The sequence below is a fragment of the Chryseobacterium sp. PCH239 genome, from assembly GCF_018924625.1.
Lineage (GTDB): Bacteria > Bacteroidota > Bacteroidia > Flavobacteriales > Weeksellaceae > Chryseobacterium > Chryseobacterium cucumeris.
The window spans coordinates 3,712,427-3,729,597 of record NZ_CP073027.1; the positions used below are offsets into that span (position 1 = coordinate 3,712,427).

Consider the following 17,171-nt stretch of genomic DNA (forward strand, 5'->3'; position numbering starts at 1 on the left):
AAAGTAAAAAAATGAAATTTTTCAATAAAATATTGTTAGTATCAGGAATATCAGTGATGCTTCTGTCATGCACGGGAGAACTGGATATTCAACCTGAAGGAACACCTACTGAAGCAAGCTTCTGGAAGACAGAAAACGATCTTATTACCGGGGCAAACGCTATGTACAAACCTTTATTCGATGGTGAATTTTACGGAAGAGGTTTGTTCTGGTTTATCAATGCCAGTGATGATATGGTAACCGGAAGAGCAAAAAGTGAGGCAGATAATGCTAAAAACTTCAGCAGCAATTATATCGCAGCAGGTGATCTTGAAACCCAATGGAACAAAAGATATAACGTAATTGGAGTGGCCAACCGTGTGATCCGTAATGTTGATAATATTCAGACCTCGCAGGCCACCAAGAATAAATATCTTGGAGAAGCACTCTTCATGAGCAGCAGAATGTATTTTGAACTTGCCTATTCTTACGGAAACGAAAAAGCAGGAGTTCCTATCATCGACCGTTCGAAAGATCCGGATCCCAACCCGATTCCAAGAGCAGCCAACGTAATGGAAAATTACACGTACATTGTCAACGACCTGAAAAGAGCTGCTGAATTATTACCTACACAGGCAGAACTTCCAGCAAAGGATTACGGAAGACCTCATAAAGCCGCAGCTTGGGCATTGTTAGCAAAAGTATATCTGTTTATGAAAGACTGGAAGAATGCAGAATTCTGGGCTAATGAAGTAATGACCAAAGGAAACAGAGCCTTATTAGGTAATTTTGCTGATGTTTTCAAAGCTGAAAATAACTACAGTTCAGAATACATCTGGTCGGTTCCGGGAACTACAAAGTTTACTGCCTGGGGAAGTATTCTTCCGGGAGTAATGCTTGAAAACAAAGGATGGGGAGAATATAACGGATGGGGATATTTTCAGCCAACAAAAGAGTTGTTTGATGAATACGAAACGGGAGACCTTAGAAGAAGTGCGACCATTCTGAAAATTGGAGATAAATTTACCTTCAACGGAAAAGAAAGAATATACGCTTCTACGAATTCCCTTACCGGATACCAGTTTAATAAATATATGGATGCCTTCAAGTATGAGCTGAAAAATGGTCACGTGAGTGCCAACGGAGATTATCCGTGTACAGACCTTGCCGTTCCGATCATGCGTTACGCTGAGGTGATCCTGATCAAAGCAGAAGCTTTACTGATGCAGGGAAAATCTGCAGATCAGGAGATCAATATGATCCGAGTACGTGCAGGATTACCTGTGAAAAACGGATGTACATTGGCTGATCTTAAACATGAAAGACGTTGCGAACTGGCGGGTGAATGGGCAGACAGACACAGAGATCTTGTACGTTGGGGAGATGCGCAGGCAGCGTATGCGAAGCCTCTGCACGGTATCAATGGACAGGTAGTGTGGGCCGCAAGAAACTTTAATCCGGCTGTACATAATGTTTGGGCAGTTCCACAGGCTGAAATCGTAAACAGTCACGGGATCATTAAACAAAATGAGGGCTGGTAAAATTTTAATCTTTTTATATATAAGTCACTATATCATTACAGAACCTTCTGTGGTGATATAGTTTTTTCAAAGGTATGGAGATAGGTTGTTTCATTTGACCTATAAAATAATAACGATATACGAATGAAATTATCAAAAATATTGGCTGTATTAGCCCTTGCTATTTTTTCTGAAAATCAGGCACAAAATTATTTGAATTATAATGTAGGGAATGCACATTCACATAATGATTACATGCAGGAGATCCCATTCTGGCAGGCTTATTATGCCAACTTCGGTTCCATTGAGGCAGATGTTTTTCTGGTAAAAGGAAAGCTTTGGGTAGCGCATACCGAAAAGGAACTTTCTGCAGACAGAACATTGGAAAATCTTTATCTCGATAATATTTCTAAGCAGATTAAACTGAACAAAGGAAGTATTTATCCTGATGCTGGTAAGAAACTTCAATTGCTGATTGATATAAAGCAGGATTATAAAACATCATTGGCTGCTTTAGTCAGTACATTAAAGAAATATCCGGAGATTACAGGGAATTCCGGAATTAAAATTGTCATTACCGGAGGAAGACCTCAGCCGGGAGATTTTAAAAATTATCCGAATTATCTTTATTTTGATGGAGATCTTGATAAAACCTATTCTGCAGATCAGCTGAAAAGAATTGGAATGTTCAGTGCGGACCTTCCTGGATTGGTAAAATGGAACGGAAAAGGAATTCCAAGGGATGAAGAAACGCAAAAAATCAAAACTGCAGTAGGCAAAGCCCATGACCAGCAGAAACCTATTCGTTTTTATGGAGCTCCGGATTTTCCGAATGCCTGGGTAAATCTGATGGATTTAGGCGTAGATTATATCAATACCGATCATATTCCGGATCTCAAAAAATTCATGAACACGATTCCGAAAAACTTTTATAAGAATACAAAGGAATATGCCACTTATACTCCAACGTATCAGTCAGATGGTGTGGAGAAAAAAGTAAAGAATGTCATCCTTCTTATTCCGGACGGAACTTCTTTACCGCAATATTATGCTGCCTTTACAGCGAACAAAGGAAAACTGAATGTTTTCAACATGAAATCCACAGGGCTTTCCAAGACCAATTCATCCAATGCCTATATTACAGATTCAGCACCGGGTTCTACAGCGTTCGCAACAGGAGTTAAGACTAAAAATACTTTTGTAGGAGTTGACAATATGGGAAAAGCATTAGCACAGATCCCTGATATTATTGCTGAAATAGGAATGACTTCCGGTTTAATTTCCACAGGAGATATTACAGATGCTACGCCTGCTGATTTTTACGCCCATTCGGATAACAGAAACAGTTCGGAATCTATTTTAAAAGATTTTGCGGCTTCAAAAACAAAAATATTAATTGGAGGTCCTACAAGCGGATTGTCTCAGGATAATCTTCAGAAATTTAAGGAAGCAAAAATAGATTTGTATCAGGATTTGAAATCAGTAATGAAAATTAATAATCGTACATTGGTTATTGATCCTCGGGCTTCACAAAGAATCACTAATGGAAGAGGAAACTGGCTTGGCGAAGCTTTTGATCTTACTTTAAATGATTTAAAAAATAATAAACAGGGATTCTTTATGATGATTGAAGCTTCTCAAACGGATGGCGGAGGTCATAGCAATAATATAGAACAGCTGGTTACAGAATTACTGGATTTTGATTATGTGGTAGGGAAGGCTATGAAATTTGCTGACGAAAATAAAGAAACCTTAGTGATTGTAGTGGGGGACCATGAAACCGGAGGTTTAACACTTTTAGATGGCAGTCTGAAAGAGGGTTGGGTATTCGGGAACTTCAGTACGAATGATCATACTTCCATTCCGTCAAGTGTTTTTGCGTACGGACCGAATTCAAAAGAATTCACAGGATTGTTCGAAAACACTGAGATCTTCAACAAAATACTGGCTGCTTACGGAATTAAGAAATAGCTTTTTTACACTTTTACTTTTACAAAGAGAGATTGTTTCATTGCTGGAACAGTCTTTTTTTGTGAATTAATTTAGAATTCCCGCAGATTCTACAGATTAAGCAGATGGTTGAGTTAATCTGTAGAATCTGCGAGAGATAAAAGCAGAACAAAACGCAAAAAGGCTGCCTCAAAAAGAAAGACAGCCTTTGAATAAATCTAACAAATAATAATTTAGAAATTGGTGTTAACGATCAATTGGGAAAGTTCAGCATTCACAAAATCAATCGGCATTATTCCGAAAGATCCGTGAGTATTGGATTGGAAGAATGTTTTAAGCCTTGGATTGATATTGTTGGATACGGTAGGAATATTTGGGATACCAAAGATTCCTGGTTTATAACCGCTGGTAAAATTCACGAAAAGTTTACCATTCGTATCATTTTTAGCTTCATTAAGCAGGCTGGAAATTCCATTCCACTTATCGTCGTTATTAGTTACTTTATAATAATCCTGCACTTTTAACTGTACCCCGGAATTGTTAATGTCAAAAGTTGTATTATCAGCCCATGGTGAAGCGTTGATTCCCTTAGTTGTTCCTGAAGAGAATCTTCTTAGTAATTTGATCTTTCCTCTTACAGCGCCCAGTGTAGGAATGTTTGCTCCAAGATCCCATTTAGAAGGATTTTTCTGTACATAAGAATCAAAAGTCTGTTCAAAACTTCTGGTGGTATTGGAAGCATCATATTCTTCTTTTACAGACATGATGATTGTTTCTGAAGGATGGCTGTTAAGGAACGCATAGCACGCATTAAGTACATCATCAAAATTCAGATTTTGGTAAATCGCTCCGTGATGAATGGTGAAAGCATTGTCAATATGTCTGCAACGTATATCCAGAAAACGGACTCCGGCGTTCAGTTGTTCTGCGATGCTGAGGTCCTGAGTTTTAGCCGTACCTGATACAACAGGGGCATCTACACGTGCTCCGGAATCATGGGTTCCGGGAATCGAGATTTTTGAAATGGAAATATTATCCTGAAGACCAGACATCCAGCTGTTCATCTCGATAGGTGCTAAAGAAGCTCTACTGCTAACTTTTGCTAAAGAAGCTAAGCTGTTTTCATTAGAGTCTCTTTCCATAAGGCTGTCATTGGAACAGGAAAAAAAGACAGATGCAGTAACTACTCCAAGAGTGATAGCTGTCATACGTTTCATGCTTTGTTTGAACATAGTTTTTTTATTTTTAAAGTAGCTTAAAAATAAGAATATATCAAAGCACTAGGAGTTAATTTAACTTTAAGAGATAATTAAGTTGGTATAAAGTAAGGGAGCTGGAAGAAAGAAGAAAAACGACGATTTTTATTAACGCAAAGCTTATTTTGGTTCCGGATATAGAGAGGAAGCAAAGATGAAATCAATAAATTGACTCTTTCTAAGCGGATGCATAACAATTAAGCTTCATCAGCGATATTGTCGCCTTCTTTGCTTTCTTTAAATAGAACTATAGAATTGTTTTCTTTGCGTTTTCAAAAGATATAGCTTTTCCAGATAGAAGTCTCTCTTAAAACGCAAAATCCTCCTTCAACCCGGGAATTTTGAAATTGTGGTCTCCGATAAAGAAATCATTCATTTTAATAAGAGCCGGGAATTTATGAGTAAATTCTTTATGTAAGTTTTCGGGTAGTTTGGTATCATCATCACAGGAGGAATATTCTCTGTCAACAATTACTTGGCCTGTAGAAAAATTAATTTCATTGGTGAAACTGAAATCACAGGTATCTTCAAAATGATCGTATAAACCTATCAGATAAAAATCTCCGTTCTGAAATCTGAAGGTATGTTTATATTGCTGTGTATGCCTTGAATTGGTAAAAAAGAGTTGTTCAATAACAAGACAGTTATTTTTTATATTGATTGTAAGAGTATTATCGGAAGGATAAAATCCGAATCCGCTTGAAAAAATGATATCAGAATTTTCTTTCCATACTTTCAGAATACTGTTTTCCTTTTTCAGAATATAGAAAACCCTTTTATAGTCACTTATACCTTCCGGGTTCTGCTTGTATGATGCTTTTATATTCGTATTAAATACCAGGATAGTTTCATCTTTTCCATCTTTGTCAAGATCGCCTTTGGCTTCTGCAATCTGAGTATAGCCTTTCGGAACCGAAAAATTTTTCAGCTTCTGAGCAGATAAGCTCGCCACAGATAAGAATATCAAAAAGTGAATGACAGATTTCATGATTATCAGTATTATTAAAAATGTGGTAATCCGAAATAAAAATCATTTTTCAAATTACCACATTTTTATATTGTTAAATTAATGAGTCAGTATACTTTCAAGATCTTTCCAGAACATTGGATAAGACTTTTCTACTACATCTTCATCTTCAATATTGAGCTCGCCGATCAGACAAAATGGTGCAAAACTCATGGCCATTCTGTGATCCTGATAGGTCTTAATAGAAATATGGCTTTGTGGCTCTCCAAAACTGATTGATTTAATCGTCAAATCTGTGATCTCTGTTTCGGTACCCAGCTTTTTAAGCTCATTATATAAAGCCAGAAGCCTGTCGGTTTCCTTTACTCTTAAGGTCCCCAGTCCGGAAATCTCAAAAGGAATTTTTAAAGCGGCGGCTGTTACACAAAGAGTTTGTGCAATGTCCGGACAGTCGTTCATATCCAGCATAATTTTTTCCGGGAAAGAAAAATCACGCTGAGGTTCAAGCGTTAGTTGATGTTCATCTTCAGAGAATGTAGTTTTGATTCCGAAGAACTTTTCGTAGATGTTGGCAATTGCAGAATCTCCCTGTGTGGATTCTTTGTAAAAACTTTTTAGATGAATCTTTTCTCTTCCTAATGCACAGATAGAGTAGAAGTAGGAAGCCGAGCTCCAGTCGCTTTCCACTTCATAATGTACAACTGCGGAATTGTCAGGAGTGAAAGGTTCTACTTTGATGGTATTTCCTTCAAAACTGCTTTGAATACCAAATCTGGTCAGGATATCAAGCGTCATTTCAATATAAGATCTTGAAGTAACGTCACCCACAAGATTAATCACCAATCCATTCTCAAGTTTTCCTGCTATAAGTAGCAGTGAAGTGATAAACTGGCTTGAGATATTCGCAGGAACATTTACCGAAGTCTGGGTGATTTTTTTTCCTGTAATTTTTAAAGGGGGAAAACCTTCATTCTCCATATATTCAATTTCCACTCCAAGATCTCTCAAAGCACTTACCAGATTTTTGATAGGTCTTTCCTTCATTCTTCCGGAACCTGTAAGAACAGTTGTCTTTCCTTCCTGAATAGAATAATAAGAAGTGAGAAAACGCATTGCTGTTCCCGCATGATGAATATCTACCACTTCGGTATTCTCAGATAAAGCTTTTTTCAGCAGCTGAGTATCCTGAGAATTGGATAAATTCCCGATTTTTATATTGTTAAACAGACTTTCCAGAATCAATAAACGATTCGAAATACTTTTCGAACCGCTGATCTGTACTGTTTTATCTCCTGATAATTTTGATTTTTCTAGCTTCATTATGATCTACATTTCTAAAAAAATAATGAGTTACAAATTGATGTATTATTTATAACTCATCATTTATCATTATTTCAATTTTTCGTTGTTCTGATGCCGGTCTTTATCACGGTCAGTTTTTATTTTCATTTTTCTGTCAAAAGCGTCCTGTAGGTTGACTCCGGTTTGGTTGGCCAGACATAGCGTAACAAAAAGTACATCTGCCAGTTCTTCCCCAAGATCTTTAGTCTTATCACTTTCTTTTTCGCTTTGCTCACCGTACCTTCTGGCAATGATCCTTGCTACTTCACCCACTTCTTCTGTCAGCATTGCCATATTGGTAAGCTCATTAAAGTATCTTACCCCAATGGTTTTGATCCATTCATCTACCTGCTGCTGTAACTGTGTAATTTCCATTATTGATAAGCTCCTAAAGTTGGGTTAGTGGTTCTGGAAACATTCACAATATCAAAAGGTACCGTTGCTGCAACAGCCGCATTTCCTTTTCCAAGAGCCGGAGAACCAGGTTTTACCCTTAAATTCATTTTAGCCATAAAATAATTGACAAACTGAGGTTCTGCATTCTTCACCGTTTGTATCACATTCGGATTATTGTCAAAAGTGAAACCTGCTCCGGTGGCACTTGTATATTTGATTAATGAATTTTGAAGCAAGAATTCAAACTGCTGTCCCGGAGTTTGCTCAAAATGAACAGCATCATCCCTGTCAGAATAGACAATACTGTTTTTGATGTCAAGCTGCTGTAAGGCTCCTTGTTGCGACTGCCCGGCGTCATTTTTCCATTCATTGGCTGCAAAAATTCCTGCTCTGTCAAAAGAACTCATTGTTTTAGAATAATTCGCAATGGTAGCATGAGTATAGCTGTGTTTTCCACCCAGGAAAATCCCTACACAGGATAAACCGCAGTTGTTCATCACAAGATTGTTCGCATTCACGGTAGAACCTACGGCATAAATTCCGTACTCAAAGAAAGTATGGATGAAGGAATTGGTGATGGTAGCATTGGTTTGCTTCATATCCAGTCCTCTCGTACCTCCGAAAAGTCTTGCATGGTTCATCTTAAGGGTAGAATTGGCCTCCATTTTAATAGAATTCCAGTTTTTAGGAATCGTATCATAATAAGGATCATTCCTGTCTCCGCGAAGAATAACCTGATCTGCCTGAGTACCGTTAATATTTAAGACCGCTCCGGAAGAAACTTTCATTCCGCTGTTTTTGTGGAAGTATACTTTCGTTCCGGGATTGATATCCAATGTTATATTAGGATTAATGGTAAGATTTCCGTAGATGATCTTTGCTTTATTGTTATTCCATGTAGTGGAACTGGTAATTACATTCGGGTTTCCGGGAGTCTGAATGAAAAATTCAGCATCCTGAACGACAGAAAATAAAGTTACATGCTGTTGTCCGCCAGGACTTGTAAAAAGAACTTTGTCTTCTGCAATGGCTTCCGGTCCTGTAGCTTCCGGAGCAATTTCAACAAAAATATAAAGGCTGTCTTTCTTTCTTAAAGGAACATTTTTAAAATCATATCCCGGTTTTCCATCTACATTGATTCTATATAATGAAGCAGCTCCTTTTTCAAGATTCACTCTTGGGATCATGATATCCTTATCTTCATTATTATATACTTTTACAACATAAGTTTCTGAACGTACCTGATGATATACCGTATCACAAAATACCGTATCTCTGGAGAAGCGGAGTTCCTGGGAAGGACTGTCAAACGTTATGTCATCTTTATTACATGATACTGCTACAAGTAACATCCAGAAGGAAAAAGCCAGTAATAATTTGAATTTCATTGAAATTAAAGTTTAAGTAAGTTCCAAATTTAACGAAAATACTTTGAATTTCTTATCTATAAAAAAATATTGAATTCAGTATTTGGAATTTTAAAAAAATGTTGTATTTTTGCAACCTAAAATTTAGCAGAGAAATATCCATTACTATTTCGAAAGCAAACTTAATTTTTTTAAAAATAGTATTATGAAAAACGGAATCCACCCAGAAAATTATAGACTTGTTGTTTTCAAAGATATGAGTAACGACGAGGTGTTTCTTTGCAAGTCTACTGCAGAAACAAAAGACACTATTGAGTACGAAGGACAAGAGTATCCTCTAATCAAAATGGAAATCTCTTCAACTTCTCACCCTTTCTACACTGGTAAAGTGAAACTAGTTGACACTGCAGGTAGAGTTGATAAGTTCATGAACAAGTATAAAAAATTCGCTAAGTAATTTTTATACATTAAAAATATTAAAGTCTTCCAATTTTTGGGAGACTTTTTTTATTGTAAATTTGTTGACCTTTAACATAAACCTTAAACTTAAAAACTGAATGATGCAGTTGGTATTTTCAGACGCACAATATTGGGAAGACTTTCTTCCGCTTACTTTTACCCGCCCGGTTGCTGCTATGCGATGCGGAATCCTTACATTTTCTGAAAGATGGCAGAAAATACTTGAAAACACTGAGGTAACTTATTTCACAGAAATATACCTTCAGGATAAATTTAAAAGCCCGGAGGAAAAAGAAAGTCTATTTTTAGTTCCCAATTTCCTTCCTACAGAAACCGTAATTCAACAGATTAAAGATCTTAAGCAGGGAGAAGCCCTAGTTTATGAAGATGAGCTGATTGCTGCTAAAATCAATATGAAAGGGTTTTCTCTGAACCAGATTGAGAAAATGACAGATATTAAGGAAGATCTTGTTTTCTTTAAAAGGCCAAAAGATCTGTTTACCTATAATCATCATGCGATTGATTTTGACTTTGATCTGCTTACCAAAGGAAGAACTTCACAGGAATTGTCTTCAACCAATGGTTTCTTAGGTGATAAAAAAGATCTGTTTATTGAAGAAGGAGCTTATGTTGAATTCTCTACCATCAATACAAAAACAGGGAAGATTTATATCGGTAAGAATACTGAAGTGATGGAAGGCTGTCATCTTCGCGGGCCAATCGCTCTTTGTGATGATTCCAAATTTAATCTTGGGGCTAAAATTTATGGAGCTACCACAATTGGTCCTCACTGTAAAGTAGGTGGGGAAGTAAATAATATCATTATATTCGGATACTCCAGTAAAGGGCATGAAGGTTTTGTAGGAAACTCTGTGATTGGCGAATGGTGTAATTTCGGAGCGGATACCAATTCTTCAAACATGAAAAATAATTATGGAAATGTAAAATTCTGGAACTACAGAACAAAATCATTTGAAGATACAGGATTGCAGTTTGCAGGTCTTATTATGGGAGATCATTCCAAAACAGCTATCAATACACAATTGAATACAGGAACGGTAATCGGTGTTGCTTCCAATATCTTCAAACCAGGTTTTCCCCCTAACCTTGTGGAAAACTTTTCATGGGGCGGACTGAAAGATGATGAAAGATTCAAACTTGATAAAGTATATGAGGTAGCAGAAAGAGCCATGGCGAGAAGAAAAGTGGCTTTAACAGAAGAAGATAAAGCGATTCTGAAACATATTTTTGATACGTATTAATTTAATAGATATAGATAGAACCCTCAGAAAATTTCTGAGGGTTTGCTTTTTAGTTTGAGAATAATAATTGCAGACTATCCAGATATTCTTTACCAGATATAATTTCTGCTTCCCTATCCTTGAAAAAGAAATATTGATAATTTGGATTTTCTTTTTTCAACGTATCAAATTTCTTTTCACTCATACTTTTTCCATTGAAATAATAATAATCAGGTGGGCTTTCAGACATAATTGCTACACCTCCTATATATGAAAGTTTAGAATCAATTTGAAATTCTTTATCATTTATTTGTTCATTTTTGGAAAAGATGATTGAAGTGTTTTCGTAAATATCTGCATTTATTGTATTGGGTACTTCTCTGTTGGGATTTTTATAGGTTTCATTATTTAATTTGTCAAAATTAAAGTACAAAACATTTTTTCTTTTAATCAACTCACTGGGTATTTCTAAAGTGAAATTTCCATTTTCATCTGTTATTGTTTTTATATATTTTGATTTGCAGATGAAGAAAACTTCAGCATTGGATATTTCCTTGTTTGTTCTTTTGAAGATCAGTTTTCCTGAAACTTGTGTGATAGCTCTTCCTTTTTGTTCAGTGGTAATCTCAGAATTGTTTTGAGTCTGCGCCTGAACAAAAGTAAGATTGGTTATTAAAATAATTCCTGCAGCAGCTAAAGCTAATGATCGTTTTGAAATTCTTCCGCAGATTTCCTGTCCATTAGCCATCTGAAGAATTTCATTAATTTGGGTATCTGTTTTATTAGTAAAATCTATGACACATTTAGAACATTTTTCGCAGAATTTCCCGGAAGGAAAGTCCTGCATATTTTCCCAGTTTTCAGGGCATGGGTTTGGGATTTTAATTTGGTTTTTCATAATTTCTCATCGATAATATTCAATTTCTCTCACCCATTTATAAAGATCTTTTCCGTCCACATTCTTAATCATTTCTATCCAGTTTTTTTGTTTGTCAAACTTATATTTGAAAGTTATTAATTTAGGAACTATGTTTTTATCTTCCATTCCGATTTTATTAAGGTAAGTCATATTGGTGATATAATTACCTTTATATTCAAATTGAATATCATACCAAATATTATTATTGTAGTGTGCTGTTGTTCTTTCTAATTTTTGATCTTTGGTATAAGTATAAGTGATTGACATGGGTTTTTCATAATTACCATCTTTTTCTTCTGTGATTATTTTACCCTTTTCAAGTATAGTATAATAATGGTACTTTCCATCTTTAATTTCAGCTCTCTGTATTAGATTTCCGGACTTATCATATTTGTATTTCATATGATTGCTTAAAAATATTTTTTTGTTTTCATAATCAAGTTTATGATCGAAAGATTTTTCTTCAATTACCCTATATTGATTATCATAAATTTTTACACGATTTAGTTTCTTATGGAAAATAGAATCTTTAAACTCAGTATAAGAGCGCTCACCTTCCTTTTTCCAAATTTCATTTGTTATTGTAAAAATACTGTCTGTTCTTGTTAGAGTATCAAATTTAGTTATATACAGAGGCTTGAAATTTTCAAGATTGCTTATGTATTTTTCCATAGGCTTATCTTTAGTTTTGTAATAGGCTTCTTTAAATTTTACGTTTTTATTATTTCCATTGTAAAGATAATGATAAGAGATTTCGGAGTATTTGTTTTTTCTTTTTTCTTCAATTAACCTATTAAGACTATCAAATGTATAATCATAATTATCAACAATTTCTCCTGATTTGTAATACCACGTTTCTTTTGTTATATTCCGGTTTTTATCATAGTTAGTTTCATTATTTATATATCGGCAGAAATCTGTTTCAAACCATGTCTCCCGCATTCTGCTTCTTAGGTTTTTGGGAGTCATGATTACAGCATGTCCATATTCATCATCACCCTTCATAAAGGTAAATGGGCCAGAATTGTTTAGAAAAACTACGTATTCTTTTACGAATTTAGGTTTCCCCAAAATTGAATCTTTAATGACCTGAGAAGATGAAAATATAGATGAAAAAATAAGAAAAAGTAGTAAAGCTCTCATTATTTGTGATATTATTAAACTGGAATATTACTGTTTTGTGAAAATTAAATCCTTTGTTTCAGGAAGGTAAATTTTTATATCTGTTCCCGGAGGACACTTGCTATCATCAAGAATAATATCATTAGGTCGATATTCCCATGATATTTGAGTAGGATTTATTTTTTTTAAATAAATATCACCCCATCCAACTCCACAATTAGTACCACCATAATATAGTAATAACATATTACTTGGTTCTATCCAACGACTATATATAGTATGTTTAAATTGGTTTGGAGAGAATGTCATATTCTTCGTATCTTGAAGTATTACTCCCGAAGTATTCTTTACAATAAACTTTACAGATAGCAAATCTTTATAATATTTATATTTACTAACTTCAAACAGTACATGAGTCTGTTTGCTTATGTATAATGTAACTTGTTTATCTTGAAAATTAGCTGTATAATTTCCAATGAATGAATCTAATTCGTTATTAGTATCTCTCAAATATGAATAATTAGGTACTTCCGAATAATCAGTTTTTAAAGGGTATTCTTGTGCTTTGCAAGATAACACGTAAAAAAAAGCAAATATTAATATTATTCTATTCATAATTTTTTCTTTTTAAGAACAAGGATTTCCAGTGATTGTTCCATCGTTATTTTTAGTTACGTTTTTTATTACTCCATCACTTTCTATTCTTTGAAGATTTATCTGTCCTTCAAGTCCCATATCTGTTAATATTTTGAAGAATAATTTTTCATATCCTTCATAATTAGAAGGTTTATACATAGTATTTCTCATACTCATTAAGTCTTTATAATAATTTAAATCATCCTGCGAAAAAGTTTTTATAGCATTCTCATAAGTACCACTAAACCTAATAACATAATGCATACCATTTGTAGCTACCATTACTAAATAAGCATTATTTACATTTTCAGGATTAGAAGTAGGTTGTGCTCTTGCAAAGCCTAAAAGTTGGTCAATATCATTTGGTGATAACATTGGTATCCCTGTAGGAGTGTGGTTGTGATAACCTCCTACATAACCTGTCTTGTCACCAAAATTTACATAGTGGTCCCCTCCAGGGATTATTCCTGATGTAGTCCCGTCAGCTTTTATTTTAACCCCTATTTCACCACTACTTTTAGACTGTGCTTTAAGTTCTTTGATTTTTGCCTGAACCTGAGGATTTGTTAAAATACTTTTCATCTTTTCACAAGGATTTTTCTCTTCGGGCGGATCCTGGTACTCATAACCATTACCGCCTCCACCTCCGTCATCCATCCCAATAGGATCAAATGTTTTGGGTGTTGTGCCAGGTATCCATTTGCAAATTGTTTCTGATGTTGTATAAGGAATGCAATTAGGTTCTTTATCCGTGCATCCTATGGTTATCCATCTGGTGTTACACTGAAAAACGGGGGTGTTTCTTGACGAGGTTGAGTTTTGAGAATCTGTTTTCTCTCCATAATCGGTGATCTTGGAAAAGATAACAGCCTGGAAGAAATCAATTTTCCCTTTGTCTTCTTTTTCAAAAAAATAGACTTTATTTCCTTCTCTTACAGCTTCCATCAGCAAAACCACTCTGTTGTCTTTTACTACAGGTACCAAAAGATAGCTTTCTCCAAATTGGCCGAAAGTCATGGCGTAATCCCAGTACAGATCACCATATCTGCTTTTTACGTGCTCCATATTGGCTACTTTCATAAATACCTGCTGTACCTTATGGATGTATACTTCGTCTTCCTTCCAGAAACTCTTTGATGCAAATCTTGCTGAAGAATTATAAGAGCGTTGCTGAGAAGAATCTTCTGTAGAGAAATCTTCATTCCGGCAGCATCATAAGGTAGACAGAATTGTAAGCAGAAAGGATAGCCGGAAAATAGTTTTTTTCATTATTAGCATTTAGTTTTTATGGTGTTAAATATATAAAACTTTTATAACTCTACAAATGTGTGAATAATAAATTGAAATAATAGAGTGTAGAGTTACGGGTTTCCGTAATGTATAGTATCTTTTGGGAAAGAAAGATTTGTGATTTTGAAGTAGTTTGACTTAGGGAGTATTTGGTCAAAAAATAAAAAATATCAAAATTTTTCAAAGTTTTTTTATTTTTGATGTAATAGATAAGTAATAGCAATTGTCTTACCTATAAGAAACAAAACTCATGACCCAAGAAACTTTCAAGAATACGGTGTTTATTCTCAAAGACGAGATGTATCGTTTTGCGAAGCGGTTTGTCATGAGCAGTGATGAAGCAGAAGATGTAGTACAGGATCTCATGATGAAGTTTTGGCAGAAGAGGGATGAGCTTGAGCAATTCGGGAACTTTAAATCCTATGCGCTGAAGTCTGTCCGGAACGAATGCCTGAACAGATTGAAGCATCACGACGTAAAGATCGGCTTTGCGGATATGCAGCTTCACCGCTCGGAGCTTTACAGTATGGAAGTTGATAACCTTAAGGAACATATTGTAGGATTTATCAATCAGCTCCCTGAGAAACAGAAGATGGTCATCCACTTGAAAGATGTAGAAGAGTATGATGTTTTCGAAATTTCTGAAATGCTGGAAATGGAGGAAAATGCAGTAAGGGTAAACCTGATGCGTGCGAGACAAAAAGTAAAAGAACAAATCTCACAACTGATGAGCTATGAAAAAAGATCAATTACAAGATAAATACAACGAAGTCTTCCGGGAAATTAAGGAAGAAAAAATGGACTGGAGTTTTGAAGATTTTCTTCAGACTGCAGAAGGTGCGGAGCCTGAACAGAATATGGTACCTATCATCCCATTAGGCGAAAAAAAGAAACCTTCATTTCCTAAATGGTTCTGGATGGCCGCCAGTGTAATGCTGGTTTTGGGTATCGGCTTATTTATCAATTATAATAATTCCGGTACGGCAGATGCCCTGGACAGAGAAAAACTGGTGAAAGACGAGATCTTAAAACAGAAATCAGGGTTCATTGAAGAAAACAGTGATCATCAGGAACAGGTTGCAGTGAATCATACAGACTCTATTTCCGGTGTGAAAAAAGATTCTGTTTTTCAGGACAACCAGGTGGCAGAAAAAGATGTAATGGATGAAATTCTGCCAAAAAGAGGAAGGCTTAAAAAAGAAAGAAAACCTAGATATGTTGATAATTCTTCCTTCCCAGGTAAAAATTTAAATGATTCTGCAACAGCTTACAATGACTCTTATGTTATTGTAAACGGAAAAAGAATTAGTAGTGAAAAAGAAGCCCTGGATGTTACAAGATACTCCTTTATGAAATTAGGAAACGAGTTTAAAAAAACAGTAGCATCTTCCCAAAAAAATGAAAATCTTGACAGCGAATACTAAAAATCAGATCAATCTCATGAAAAAAATATTTTTTATAATAGCCATAATGCTAAGCAGTTTTGCAACATCTTCTGCACAGACTGACAAACTGAACAAGCTTTTTCAGGATTTTGAAAAAAATGGAGGAGTAACATCTATCAATATCAAGAAGCCAATGTTCAAACTACTGAATACCATTGATGTTAATGATGCTTATGTAGGAAAGATAAAACCAATTTTGAACGAAGTAGAAGGGTTGAAAATCCTGATCATTCCCAAAATAACATTCCCGGATCGTTTAAAGGATGAAAATCTCGCGAATATAAGAATGAACGAAGAGAAGACGGATCGGGTAAATAAAGCTCTACGATCTCTTAATTTCAATGAACTGATGTCCATGAGCAGTGATGGTACTTCCATGAAGTTCCTGGCCGAAGAAGAAAAAGATAATTATCTGGAAAATCTTGTGTTCAATGTAGATTCCAAAGAAGAGAATATTATTTTTATTCTTAATGGAAAAATGAAACTGTCAGATGTGAACAAAATCATTAATTCCGGCGAAACAATTACTTCTTCTGTGACAAGTACCATGAAAAGCAGCCTTACTTCAGAGAATACATCTTCTTACCTGAATGGAGATAGCAGAAATGTAGGTGAGTTTTCAAAAATAGATGCCAGCGTGGGAGTAAATGTTACCTTCAAGCAGGAAAATAACAGAAGTGTAAAAGTGATTGCCGATGCAGATAAACTTCAATATGTCATCACTAAAGTGGAAAACGGAGTGCTGAAAATATATGTGGATAATAAAGGCGTTCGAAATCTTAGATTTAAAAATCTTAATGTGAACGTTTCGGCTCCTAATCTTCACGGTATAAAAACTTCATCGGGAAGTATTTTTACAGCTGTAGATACTGTTAATGAGAATAGCATGGAGATCGATGCAGAATCAGGTTCTATTATTAAAGGAGCTTTCAATGTAAAACAAGCTGCCGCTGTTACAGTGAGCTCTGGTGCTGTTGTGAATGCAGAACTTATCACAGAGAAGCTGGCTTTGGATACCTCAAGCGGAGCAAGTGTAAACTTATCCGGAGAAGCTGTTTCTGCAGTAATAGAAACGAGTAGCGGTGCTTCGTGTAAAGCCGATGACCTTAAGATTACCACAGCAGTTGCAGAATCTACTTCAGGAGCAAGTCTTTCCTTACTTGTTACAGACAAATTAAAAGTAAGTGTTTCTTCAGGAGCTGATGTAAAACTGAAAGGAAATCCTGAGCTAGATGCCAAAGTGGACAAAATTTCGGGAGGAAGCCTCAGACAAATCAAATAAA

General features: G+C 35.4%; 16 protein-coding genes. 7 read left to right on the plus strand and 9 right to left on the minus strand.

Annotation, left to right across the window (positions count from 1 at the left end; all coding sequences use genetic code 11):
• Positions 1 to 11: 11 nt before the first annotated feature.
• Together KBP46_RS17140 and KBP46_RS17145 are read left to right on the plus strand one after the other, a co-directional pair.
• A complete protein-coding gene (locus tag KBP46_RS17140; RefSeq protein WP_062675684.1) occupies positions 12 to 1,520 on the plus strand; it encodes a RagB/SusD family nutrient uptake outer membrane protein in 1,509 nt (502 codons plus the stop codon).
• Positions 1,521 to 1,643: 123 nt separating this feature from the next.
• Positions 1,644 to 3,470, plus strand: a complete 1,827-nt coding sequence (locus KBP46_RS17145; protein WP_216443776.1) for an alkaline phosphatase — start codon at positions 1,644 to 1,646, stop codon at positions 3,468 to 3,470.
• Between the two features lie 212 nt (positions 3,471 to 3,682).
• Here the strand turns inward: KBP46_RS17145 and KBP46_RS17150 are convergent, their stop codons facing one another.
• The 5 genes from KBP46_RS17150 to KBP46_RS17170 form a co-directional block, all read right to left on the minus strand.
• Positions 3,683 to 4,681: a phosphatidylinositol-specific phospholipase C gene (locus KBP46_RS17150; protein ID WP_117753118.1), complete on the minus strand. Its 999-nt coding sequence runs from the start codon at positions 4,679 to 4,681 to the stop codon at positions 3,683 to 3,685.
• Between the two features lie 331 nt (positions 4,682 to 5,012).
• Positions 5,013 to 5,693, minus strand: coding sequence for a hypothetical protein (locus tag KBP46_RS17155; RefSeq protein WP_253297070.1), 681 nt, complete (start codon positions 5,691 to 5,693; stop codon positions 5,013 to 5,015).
• Positions 5,694 to 5,771: 78 nt separating this feature from the next.
• Complete coding sequence (locus KBP46_RS17160; RefSeq protein ID WP_216443777.1) at positions 5,772 to 6,992, minus strand: 3-phosphoshikimate 1-carboxyvinyltransferase; 1,221 nt, start codon at positions 6,990 to 6,992, stop codon at positions 5,772 to 5,774.
• A 69-nt stretch (positions 6,993 to 7,061) separates the two neighbouring features.
• On the minus strand, positions 7,062 to 7,388 hold the full coding sequence (locus KBP46_RS17165) for a nucleotide pyrophosphohydrolase (RefSeq protein ID WP_047385875.1): 327 nt from the start codon (positions 7,386 to 7,388) through the stop codon (positions 7,062 to 7,064).
• Positions 7,388 to 8,797: a hypothetical protein gene (locus tag KBP46_RS17170; RefSeq protein ID WP_062675688.1), complete on the minus strand. Its 1,410-nt coding sequence runs from the start codon at positions 8,795 to 8,797 to the stop codon at positions 7,388 to 7,390. Before KBP46_RS17170 ends, KBP46_RS17165 begins: the two co-directional genes overlap by 1 nt.
• A gap of 184 nt (positions 8,798 to 8,981) precedes the next feature.
• Here KBP46_RS17170 and KBP46_RS17175 point away from each other — a divergent pair, with 184 nt between their 5' ends.
• Both KBP46_RS17175 and KBP46_RS17180 read left to right on the plus strand, forming a co-directional pair.
• Complete coding sequence (locus tag KBP46_RS17175) at positions 8,982 to 9,233, plus strand: type B 50S ribosomal protein L31 (RefSeq protein WP_002976190.1); 252 nt, start codon at positions 8,982 to 8,984, stop codon at positions 9,231 to 9,233.
• Positions 9,234 to 9,336: 103 nt separating this feature from the next.
• Positions 9,337 to 10,497, plus strand: a complete 1,161-nt coding sequence (locus KBP46_RS17180; protein WP_216445497.1) for a putative sugar nucleotidyl transferase — start codon at positions 9,337 to 9,339, stop codon at positions 10,495 to 10,497.
• Between the two features lie 49 nt (positions 10,498 to 10,546).
• Here KBP46_RS17180 and KBP46_RS17185 read toward each other — a convergent pair whose 3' ends face one another.
• The 4 genes from KBP46_RS17185 to KBP46_RS17200 are packed head-to-tail and all read right to left on the minus strand — an operon-like array spanning position 10,547 to position 14,233.
• Entirely contained in the window at positions 10,547 to 11,374 is an 828-nt protein-coding gene (locus tag KBP46_RS17185; RefSeq protein WP_216443778.1) for a carboxypeptidase-like regulatory domain-containing protein, read from the minus strand.
• 6 nt (positions 11,375 to 11,380) lie between these two features.
• The gene (locus KBP46_RS17190) at positions 11,381 to 12,538 is read right to left on the minus strand and encodes a hypothetical protein (RefSeq protein WP_216443779.1); all 1,158 of its coding nucleotides are present in this window, start codon (positions 12,536 to 12,538) and stop codon (positions 11,381 to 11,383) included.
• 27 nt (positions 12,539 to 12,565) lie between these two features.
• A complete protein-coding gene (locus KBP46_RS17195) occupies positions 12,566 to 13,132 on the minus strand; it encodes a DUF6705 family protein (protein WP_216443780.1) in 567 nt (188 codons plus the stop codon).
• A gap of 12 nt (positions 13,133 to 13,144) precedes the next feature.
• A complete protein-coding gene (locus KBP46_RS17200; RefSeq protein ID WP_216443781.1) occupies positions 13,145 to 14,233 on the minus strand; it encodes a hypothetical protein in 1,089 nt (362 codons plus the stop codon).
• A gap of 460 nt (positions 14,234 to 14,693) precedes the next feature.
• Between KBP46_RS17200 and KBP46_RS17205 the strand changes: the two genes are divergently transcribed.
• The 3 genes from KBP46_RS17205 to KBP46_RS17215 are packed head-to-tail and all read left to right on the plus strand — an operon-like array spanning position 14,694 to position 17,170.
• A complete protein-coding gene (locus KBP46_RS17205) occupies positions 14,694 to 15,203 on the plus strand; it encodes an RNA polymerase sigma factor (RefSeq protein WP_216443782.1) in 510 nt (169 codons plus the stop codon).
• Positions 15,178 to 15,867 carry a hypothetical protein gene (locus KBP46_RS17210; RefSeq protein ID WP_216443783.1) on the plus strand — a complete coding sequence of 230 codons (690 nt, stop codon included), beginning with the start codon at positions 15,178 to 15,180 and terminating at the stop codon, positions 15,865 to 15,867. The genes KBP46_RS17205 and KBP46_RS17210 overlap by 26 nt, the downstream gene beginning before the upstream one ends.
• 16 nt (positions 15,868 to 15,883) lie before the next feature.
• Positions 15,884 to 17,170: a DUF4252 domain-containing protein gene (locus tag KBP46_RS17215; RefSeq protein WP_228432409.1), complete on the plus strand. Its 1,287-nt coding sequence runs from the start codon at positions 15,884 to 15,886 to the stop codon at positions 17,168 to 17,170.
• The last annotated feature ends 1 nt before the right edge of the window (position 17,171 follow it).

Excerpts from the sequence above, each read along its gene's own strand:
- KBP46_RS17140 (WP_062675684.1), top strand. The coding sequence starts at position 12 with ATGAAATTTTTCAATAAAATATTGTTAGTATCAGGAATATCAGTGATG.
- KBP46_RS17145 (WP_216443776.1), top strand. The coding sequence starts at position 1,644 with ATGAAATTATCAAAAATATTGGCTGTATTAGCCCTTGCTATTTTTTCT.
- KBP46_RS17150 (WP_117753118.1), bottom strand. The coding sequence starts at position 4,681 with ATGTTCAAACAAAGCATGAAACGTATGACAGCTATCACTCTTGGAGTA.
- KBP46_RS17155 (WP_253297070.1), bottom strand. The coding sequence starts at position 5,693 with ATGAAATCTGTCATTCACTTTTTGATATTCTTATCTGTGGCGAGCTTA.
- KBP46_RS17160 (WP_216443777.1), bottom strand. The coding sequence starts at position 6,992 with ATGAAGCTAGAAAAATCAAAATTATCAGGAGATAAAACAGTACAGATC.
- KBP46_RS17165 (WP_047385875.1), bottom strand. The coding sequence starts at position 7,388 with ATGGAAATTACACAGTTACAGCAGCAGGTAGATGAATGGATCAAAACC.
- KBP46_RS17170 (WP_062675688.1), bottom strand. The coding sequence starts at position 8,797 with ATGAAATTCAAATTATTACTGGCTTTTTCCTTCTGGATGTTACTTGTA.
- KBP46_RS17175 (WP_002976190.1), top strand. The coding sequence starts at position 8,982 with ATGAAAAACGGAATCCACCCAGAAAATTATAGACTTGTTGTTTTCAAA.
- KBP46_RS17180 (WP_216445497.1), top strand. The coding sequence starts at position 9,337 with ATGCAGTTGGTATTTTCAGACGCACAATATTGGGAAGACTTTCTTCCG.
- KBP46_RS17185 (WP_216443778.1), bottom strand. The coding sequence starts at position 11,374 with ATGAAAAACCAAATTAAAATCCCAAACCCATGCCCTGAAAACTGGGAA.
- KBP46_RS17190 (WP_216443779.1), bottom strand. The coding sequence starts at position 12,538 with ATGAGAGCTTTACTACTTTTTCTTATTTTTTCATCTATATTTTCATCT.
- KBP46_RS17195 (WP_216443780.1), bottom strand. The coding sequence starts at position 13,132 with ATGAATAGAATAATATTAATATTTGCTTTTTTTTACGTGTTATCTTGC.
- KBP46_RS17200 (WP_216443781.1), bottom strand. The coding sequence starts at position 14,233 with ATGAAAGTAGCCAATATGGAGCACGTAAAAAGCAGATATGGTGATCTG.
- KBP46_RS17205 (WP_216443782.1), top strand. The coding sequence starts at position 14,694 with ATGACCCAAGAAACTTTCAAGAATACGGTGTTTATTCTCAAAGACGAG.
- KBP46_RS17210 (WP_216443783.1), top strand. The coding sequence starts at position 15,178 with ATGAAAAAAGATCAATTACAAGATAAATACAACGAAGTCTTCCGGGAA.
- KBP46_RS17215 (WP_228432409.1), top strand. The coding sequence starts at position 15,884 with ATGAAAAAAATATTTTTTATAATAGCCATAATGCTAAGCAGTTTTGCA.